Origin of the sequence: Pseudoalteromonas sp. S4741 (assembly GCF_005886135.1) — a bacterium.
Classification (GTDB): domain Bacteria; phylum Pseudomonadota; class Gammaproteobacteria; order Enterobacterales; family Alteromonadaceae; genus Pseudoalteromonas; species Pseudoalteromonas tetraodonis.
Genome location: NZ_PNCN01000157.1, coordinates 1 through 399, shown reverse-complemented (window position 1 = coordinate 399; position 399 = coordinate 1). Strand labels below are relative to the sequence as shown.

1 protein-coding gene is annotated in these 399 nt (G+C 36.6%); it reads left to right on the top strand.

The genetic code is table 11. The features are described from left to right. Positions 1-143 precede the first annotated feature (143 nt). Positions 144-399, top strand: a 256-nt coding sequence (locus CWC30_RS16565; protein ID WP_171034742.1) for a transposase, incomplete at its 3' end; no start/stop codon positions are given.

Here is a 399-nt window from a genome sequence, read left to right as displayed (position 1 = left end):
ATGGCACAGACTGTGTGAAAACTCTGATCACCTTTTGGTCTAAGTATGTTCTGCTTATGATCTATTAATCTATACATTTAGTTCACTTAATATACTGATATTTATATAATTAGACTATTGATTCAGTTGAGGGTTGAGGCAGTATGTCAAAGTTTATAAGCGGTGAAAGTCGTGACCAATCAACGTTATTTCCAGAATCGTTGGAAGATTACGTCAGTGAAGATAATACGGTCAGAGTGATTGATGTTTTCATTGAGGAACTAAATCTAGCTGAATTGGGGTTTAAAGGATTAACTTTAAAGTCCACAGGCCGCCCTAAGTATCATCCAGCCACATTATTAAAACTGTATCTTTATGGTTACCTCAACCGTATTCAATCATCCCGCCGATTAGAAACCG